Raw genomic sequence first — 7109 nt, 5'->3', positions numbered from 1 at the left:
ATTCAGCCTATAGTCATTTAAGACTAGTGTCAAAGTTAGTTCACTGCAACTCTACTTTTCAAATATACACTTATATTTTGTTGTGATATTTAATACTGCAAATGTAAATGTGTCAAAAGTCAAAAGTAACTAAACTCTCCTCCTTCGGGAAGGAGGAGTACCCGTAGGGGGAGGTGGTAGGTGAATACATTAGCTATTGATATTCAACTGTGAAGTACACCTACCACCCCGGCTTTCAGCCACCCCTCCTTCCTGAAGGAGGGGAATTTAGTTACTTTTGACACACCTTCATTCGGTATGCCACTGATTGCAAGAAGTTTAAATAGAGCAGAGTGAAACCGTGAGACTAAAATTATTTTTTCTAAAGGAGGAAAGGATGTCTATTTCTTCCGGCTATCTATTTCTTTAAGCAATTCATCCACAGCCATTTTGAGTTGTGTATCCTCTCCTTTCACTACAGTTTCCGGGCTGTTGGCAACCTTGATATCAGGTTCCAACTGAGTATTTTCCAGATAACTGCCATCCGGTAGACGATAACCGATGATAGGAATCCCAAATACCAATGAAGGATCCTGCAAAGTTTCCCAAGACACACTTGTCATAGTTCCCGGAACAGGCATACCTACCAGTTTTCCAATACTCTGATGCTTGTACACCCACGGGGTGCCATGCGCATTCGAATAATTGGCTTCACACTGCAACATAATAGAAGGCTTGTTCCAGCGACGACTTGGCATATCACAGGCTTCACGTCCGCGTACCACCTGAGTGAAATATTTCTGACCGCTGAAAAGTATTTCAATATCTTCATGCAGACGACCACCTCCGTTAAAACGGGTATCAATCACAATTCCGTCACAGTTATTGTATTTTCCCAGAATATCCGAGTAAACAGTACGGAAACTGCCATCTCCCATAGATTGAATATGAACGTATCCCAAACGACCGCTGGACCATTTCTCCACATCCTCAGCACGTTGCTTTACCCAACGTTTATATAATAAGCCATTAAGCTGTCCGCTTGTGACAGGTTTTACCACTTCTTCCCAACGTTCCTTATTCTGCGGGTTGTACAGCGAAACCAGTGTTTTCTTTCCTGCCTTATTATTCAAGAGATCAGTGATGTCCTTATCCGGAGTTATTTCTTCCCCGTTGATCTTTTCTATAATACACCCTGCCTTTACTTTGGTACGGGAATGATCGAACGGCCCTTTCTCTACAATTTCAGCAATCTGCATACCCTTTCCCTGATAATTCCAGTCAAACAATAAGCCCAGATTAGAGGTTACATCCCCATTGCCTCTCGGAGAATAACGTCCTCCGGTATGCGAAACGTTCAGTTCACCTAACCATTCGCTCAGTAATTCTGCAAAGTCATAGTTATTATCAATATGCGGCAGAAATTTGCGATAGGCTGCTGTCATAGCATCCCAATCCACTCCGTGCATATTAAGATTGTAGAAACGTTTTTGATGTTGTTTATAAACATGATCGAACATTGCCTCACGTTCGGCTGCCAAATCCATTTTCATTTCAGCCTGATAACTGATAGATTTCAGAGCATCCGACTTCGCGTCCATTTTCTGCATATTTCTGCTTCCCAGCAAGAAGATATCTCCTTTTTTATCCAGCATCAGTGATGACCAGCCGGAATTAAGTTTATGGAGACGCTTCGTGCCTTTTTCACGAAGATTCATTTTCCAAAGGTCATACCCCTCTTCGAAAGCTGAGAAGTAATACAGATTTTCTCCATCTTTGGAAAGAATAGCACTACCTAAATCAGAAGAGTTAGGAGTCAGGCGTACAATACGGTCCTCAATACCGCTGAGTTCCACAACAATATCTTTCTTGTCTGCCTTGTCCTTTTCGGTATCCTCCTTATCTCCTTCTTTGTCTGCTTTATCTTTTTCTTTGTCTGCCTTGTCCTTTTTAGACTGACTTCCGTCCTTTTTCTTATCACCGTCTTTCTCCTTTGCTTTCTTCTGCTCCTTTTCAAATTCTTTAAGCAGTTCGAAATCCTCTTTACTCAAACGGTAACGGTCGTAAGCATCCTGATTCAAGAATACCAGCATCACATCCTGTTGTGATCCCCAGGAAGCATGGGCACGCATACCATAACGTTCGGTCTGAAACAGAATGGCATTTCCATCCAGCACCCAACGTGGAGAGCCGCTAATATAACCGCTGTTAGTCAGATTAGTGATAGTACCTCCCTGCGCACTGACAATGCCGATATCCGAATAGGGATCATGACGATTGCCAATAAACTCAAGCGTAAACCACTTGCCATCGGGCGACCATTCGTAGTCGAATCCGCCTCCTGTATTGTACCATGTAGAACCGTCTGTCACCTGACGTACTTTTTTGGTTTTCAGGTCGAGTACCATCAACCGGTTACGGTCTTCGATAAAAGCCAATTCCTTACCATCCGGAGAGTATTGCGGGTAAGCACGTTCTACGGTTTTAGAGGGGAGCAATACTTCCTCTTCAATAAGAGTGGCGTTAGGGAAATTCGCCTCTTCTTTACGAGCTATCTTAGCGGTATAAAGTTGCCAGTTACCGGTCCGCTCGCTGGCATAAACCAGTGTACGGTTGTCGAGAGCAAAAGATACACCGGATTCCTTTGCCGGAGTATTTGTTATTTGCTTGGTCGTAGCATAATCGGTTGAAGTCACAAAAACATCACCTCGCACAATAAAAGCCACCTGCTTGCCATCCGGAGACACAGAAGCAGAAGTCGCACCCTGAGAAAATCTGAGAGTAGCAATCTCTTTTTCATCATCACGCACAAGATCAACATTTACTTTCTTCGGGCGGGCATTGGGCTCTTGTGTATAAAGTTCTCCGTCATACGTATAGCATATAGTTCCTTTATCGCTGATTGACAAGAAACGTACCGGATGCGTGCGGAAAGTGGTGATGGCTTTCACTTCCTGCGGAGTGTTCAGGGCAAAATTATATACATTAAATGAACCGCCATTGCGCTCACTTAGAAAATAGACCGAATTACCATCCGGTGCATATACCGGATTACGGTCTTCTCCTTCACGATTGGTCAGATTGGTATGTTTTCCGGTCGAAGCATCGTACAGCCAAACGTCTCTTGTTATAGATGAGGTATGGTGTTTTCTCCATTCATCTTCAAAACCTTTGCGGTCCTGATAAAGGAAGTTTTTTCCCGATTTATCAAAGCATACCCATTCGGCAGGAGTAGCCAACACTTGTTCGGTACGTCCTCCGGTAACCGGAACTTTATATAATTCCGTCATGGCTCCGGTAGGAAAAAGGGCACTTTGCGCAGGGTCCTGAATGGAGGCGGAGAAAAGTACAAATTTGCCATCAGGGGTGAAAGCCGAAGGGATTTCCGAGGCAGAATGATAGGTCAATCTACGTGCAGTTCCTCCATCAGCAGGCATGATGAAGAGATCGAAGTTTCCATTCCGGTCACTGGCAAATGCGATTTGTTTACCATCGGGCGACCAGACAGGATTAGCCTCATAAGAAGCTTGTGTTGTTAATTGGGTAGCGGTTCCCCCTTGAACGGGGACTTTGTAGATGTCGCCTTTATAACAAAAGACGATTTCCTTTCCATCCGGTGAGATGCGTGCATCACGCATCCACAAAGGGGTAATAGCATAGCTGGATAATGCAGTCAGTACCAGCGCTAAAGAAGTTATAAGTTTCTTCATATCAAATTATTATATATTTTGTTCTTAAATACTTGTCTCTATTTGTTTTCCTGTGTAGTTATAGAATATCCTGTCGCCAAAATCTTTATAAAAAGAAGCATATTTATCTACTCCCGTACAATGGCAGACACCTATCTCTTGAGGTAAATATTCATGCAAATAATCGGCAATAACCTGATATTTGAATTCTTCTGCATTATGAATATGAAAGCCTCCTAAAAGCAAATTACAGGAAAGTTTTGGAAATACCGTTCGTACTGTCCGCAATATATTTGTAATGCCCCGGTGAGAACAGGCACTTAAAACGACAAGCCCTCCTGAATTAACCAGCACCATAACCAATTCATCCTGAAAAGTATCCGGAATTTTACAACCATCGTCCTTCTGAACCCAAAATCGTTCAAAATGAGTATCCTCACTATTGATAATATCGATAGCAGGCAAAAGAAATACTCCGGAAACCAGTTCAGTCTGCTCATCAATAAAATAGAAACGGGACAGGTCGATTGAATGGATATGCTTCATCCCGTTCTCGCGTTCATCCTTGAACTTGGGAAAGAAAACTTCCCGTTTACAGACAATTGTCGCTTTCGTATTCAATTCCATAAAATAGCGTAGCCCACCTGTATGATCACTATGCCCGTGAGATAATACCAGATAATCTACTTTCTGAAGATCGATATGTAACAAACGAGCATTATGGATGAATAAATCGGAAGCTCCCGTATCAAAAAGTAATCTGTTTTCCGGTGTCTCAATATAGAGGGAAAGCCCATGTTCTGCCTGCAATTTACGTCCATAGACACAATTTTCTACAAGAGTCGTTATTTTATAGTTCATGTGGTTTGGTTCTTAATCAAATAATACGAAATAAAAAGTTCTGCTACAAAATTATAATAATTCTACGGCAGAACAAGTAATCAATCAATTTAAATCGACTGTAAGGGTAAAAGATTTTGTTTCAGGCTTCTATTGCCGAATTATTCATTTTGTAGTTTGAATACAAATAATTACTTTTACATCCATATCAAACCCTTTAAATAAAGAATCAAAATGGAGAAAGAAGCAAAAGGTAAAGTAAATACAGTTCAGATACAGTACTATCAATCTCCATGCGGGAAATTGATACTCGGTTCTTTCGAGAACAAGCTCTGTATGTGTGACTGGGTGGTGAGTGAAGAACGCAGAACAACAATCGATAAACGAATACAAAAAGCGCTAAATGCTCAGTACGCAATAGAAAATTCTGAAGTGATAACGCAAACGATCAGCCAGCTAGATGAGTATTTTTCCCGTCAAAGGACTACGTTTGATATTCCTCTGCTTCTTGTCGGGACAGAGTTTCAAAAGAGTGTATGGAATGAATTATTAAACATTCCCTACGGAACAACGATATCTTATGCTCAATTATCACAGAGACTGGATAATCCTAAAGCTATCCGCGCGGTAGCCTCTTCGAATGGAGCAAATTCTATTTCAATACTTATTCCTTGTCACAGGGTGATTGGCAGCGATCATAAACTGACCGGATATGCCGGTGGTCTTGTAGCTAAAAAGACTTTATTGGAACTGGAATCGAACGAAAGAAGATTATTGTAACAGAATCATTAAACTAAACTTCTCTCATTAAATCCAGACAAAAATATGGTGTCACTATCCCATTACTATAGTGTCACTATCATACTGCTTTAGTGTCACTATCCTACAGGTATAGCGTCACTATATACTCAGCATAGTGACACCATCCTGAAAGGTTGTTATATAAGACGGGAAATATTTACCCAAAGCGAACGTTTACACCATTTTTCCCATCTCATAGGCTTCCTGCATATAGGGAGTATCTTTTATTTCTCCTACCTTCCAGGCACCTATTCCATAAATCACTCCTTTTTCCTGCGGATTTTCCAGACAATCAAGGAAGCCACGGAAACCATCAATCGTACGTTCCATCATCCCCTTATCATTCTCCGCCGCTGCAATAATGAAATAAAATTCCTTATTCGTTATTTCCGTATAACGTGCACAACAACGGTCAATCATAATCTTCATCTGTCCGCACATCGTATAGAAATAAACAGGTGTTGCCATTACGATGACATCAGCCGCAATCATTTTCTCTACAATTTCTGCTGCATCATCTTTCTGCGGGCAGGGTTTGCCATACATGCTGCAAACACTACATCCCGTACAAGGATGAATTGCTTTCTCTTTCAGAAAAATCTTTTCTACTTCATTGCCTGTTTCGAGGGCACCTTTCACAAATTCGTCACAAAGCATATCAGAATTACCGCCCTTTCGCGGACTGGACGAAATAATCAGAACTTTTTTAGCCATAACTTTATTACTTTTATTTTTTGAATTTCATGAATCAGCTTTTTCACTCTGCAAAAATAGACAATTTATCATATAGCAAATGTAGATAAATTACAGAGATGTGTACCCTAATTACTGATTCAAACATTTTCTGCCATTTTTACTTTTTATCAATATCCTTTTCATCTCATCCATAATCGGTCTTTCGGCAACACAAACATAAAAAAAGATTTTCTCTGCCCATATATAATTCATATCTTTGCCTATGATACGAACAACATAATGCAATGAAAAAAATACAACTGACCAACGCACATAAAGAAAAATTATTTCAAATCCCTTTATTTCGGGATTTACCTCTGAACATCAAGGAATCTCTGTTGGACAAACTGGATTTCGTTATCTATGCAGCGGATAAAAAAGAAATAGTTGTTACGCAAGGTACACCTTGCAACAAACTATATGTGTTATTGGAAGGAAAACTACGCACGGATATCATTGACGGATTGGGGAACGAAGTGATGATTGAGTATATCATCGCACCACGTACCTTTGCCACCCCTCACCTTTTCAATTCAAACAATACGTTGCCAGCTACTTTTACTGCTTTGGAAGACAGCGTGGTACTCATGGCAACCAAAGATTCCACTTTTAAAGTCATCAGTCAGGACCCGCAGGTATTGCACAATTTTCTTTGCATCGCCGGAAATTGCAATATATGTACCGTATCACGTTTGAAACCTCTGTCGCGCAAGACTGTACGCGAAAGGTTTATTGTTTACTTATTCGAACATAAGAAAAAAGATTCTCTGACAGTAGAGATCATGCATACCCAGTCCCAGCTTGCCGAGTACCTGAATGTATCACGGCCTGCTTTATCCAAAGAAATCAATAAGATAATCAAGGAAGGACTGATCACAATGGAAGGAAAAAAGATCGAGATTCTGAATAAAATGGCGCTGGAGAAATACTTATAATAAAAAGAGAAGGTGAATTCTAAGTCCTCTCCAAACAATATCTATAAAATCTTACCCAAGTTTACGAACATTAACGTATCCTTGGGTAAGTTTGTATATAGACATACCTACTCTTCAGAAGTGTATAGCT

5 protein-coding genes are annotated in these 7109 nt (G+C 40.7%); 2 read left to right on the top strand and 3 right to left on the bottom strand.

Going from position 1 to position 7109, the window contains the following annotated elements:
• Window positions 1-380 precede the first annotated feature (380 nt).
• The gene (locus tag NBH01_RS26245; protein WP_234141004.1) at window positions 381-3689 is read right to left on the bottom strand and encodes a S41 family peptidase; all 3309 of its coding nucleotides are present in this window, start codon (window positions 3687-3689) and stop codon (window positions 381-383) included.
• A gap of 24 nt (window positions 3690-3713) precedes the next feature.
• Complete coding sequence (locus NBH01_RS26240) at window positions 3714-4529, bottom strand: MBL fold metallo-hydrolase (protein WP_225678880.1); 816 nt, start codon at window positions 4527-4529, stop codon at window positions 3714-3716.
• A 213-nt stretch (window positions 4530-4742) separates the two neighbouring features.
• Here NBH01_RS26240 and NBH01_RS26235 point away from each other — a divergent pair, with 213 nt between their 5' ends.
• Window positions 4743-5288 carry a methylated-DNA--[protein]-cysteine S-methyltransferase gene (locus tag NBH01_RS26235; protein ID WP_090615043.1) on the top strand — a complete coding sequence of 182 codons (546 nt, stop codon included), beginning with the start codon at window positions 4743-4745 and terminating at the stop codon, window positions 5286-5288.
• A gap of 195 nt (window positions 5289-5483) precedes the next feature.
• Here NBH01_RS26235 and NBH01_RS26230 read toward each other — a convergent pair whose 3' ends face one another.
• A complete protein-coding gene (locus NBH01_RS26230; protein ID WP_022469977.1) occupies window positions 5484-6023 on the bottom strand; it encodes a flavodoxin family protein in 540 nt (179 codons plus the stop codon).
• A 266-nt stretch (window positions 6024-6289) separates the two neighbouring features.
• Here NBH01_RS26230 and NBH01_RS26225 point away from each other — a divergent pair, with 266 nt between their 5' ends.
• Window positions 6290-6979, top strand: coding sequence for a Crp/Fnr family transcriptional regulator (locus NBH01_RS26225; protein ID WP_008762363.1), 690 nt, complete (start codon window positions 6290-6292; stop codon window positions 6977-6979).
• Window positions 6980-7109: the final 130 nt, after the last annotated feature.

The sequence above is a fragment of the Bacteroides sp. B1-V-101 genome (assembly GCF_023656585.1).
Classification (GTDB): Bacteria; Bacteroidota; Bacteroidia; order Bacteroidales; family Bacteroidaceae; genus Bacteroides; species Bacteroides thetaiotaomicron.
Note: the sequence above shows the minus strand (reverse complement) of the source record. Positions and strands in the feature narration are given on the sequence as shown.

Coding starts and splice junctions, on each gene's coding strand:
- NBH01_RS26245 (WP_234141004.1), bottom strand. CDS start 3,689: ATGAAGAAACTTATAACTTCTTTAGCGCTGGTACTGACTGCATTATCC.
- NBH01_RS26240 (WP_225678880.1), bottom strand. CDS start 4,529: ATGAACTATAAAATAACGACTCTTGTAGAAAATTGTGTCTATGGACGT.
- NBH01_RS26235 (WP_090615043.1), top strand. CDS start 4,743: ATGGAGAAAGAAGCAAAAGGTAAAGTAAATACAGTTCAGATACAGTAC.
- NBH01_RS26230 (WP_022469977.1), bottom strand. CDS start 6,023: ATGGCTAAAAAAGTTCTGATTATTTCGTCCAGTCCGCGAAAGGGCGGT.
- NBH01_RS26225 (WP_008762363.1), top strand. CDS start 6,290: ATGAAAAAAATACAACTGACCAACGCACATAAAGAAAAATTATTTCAA.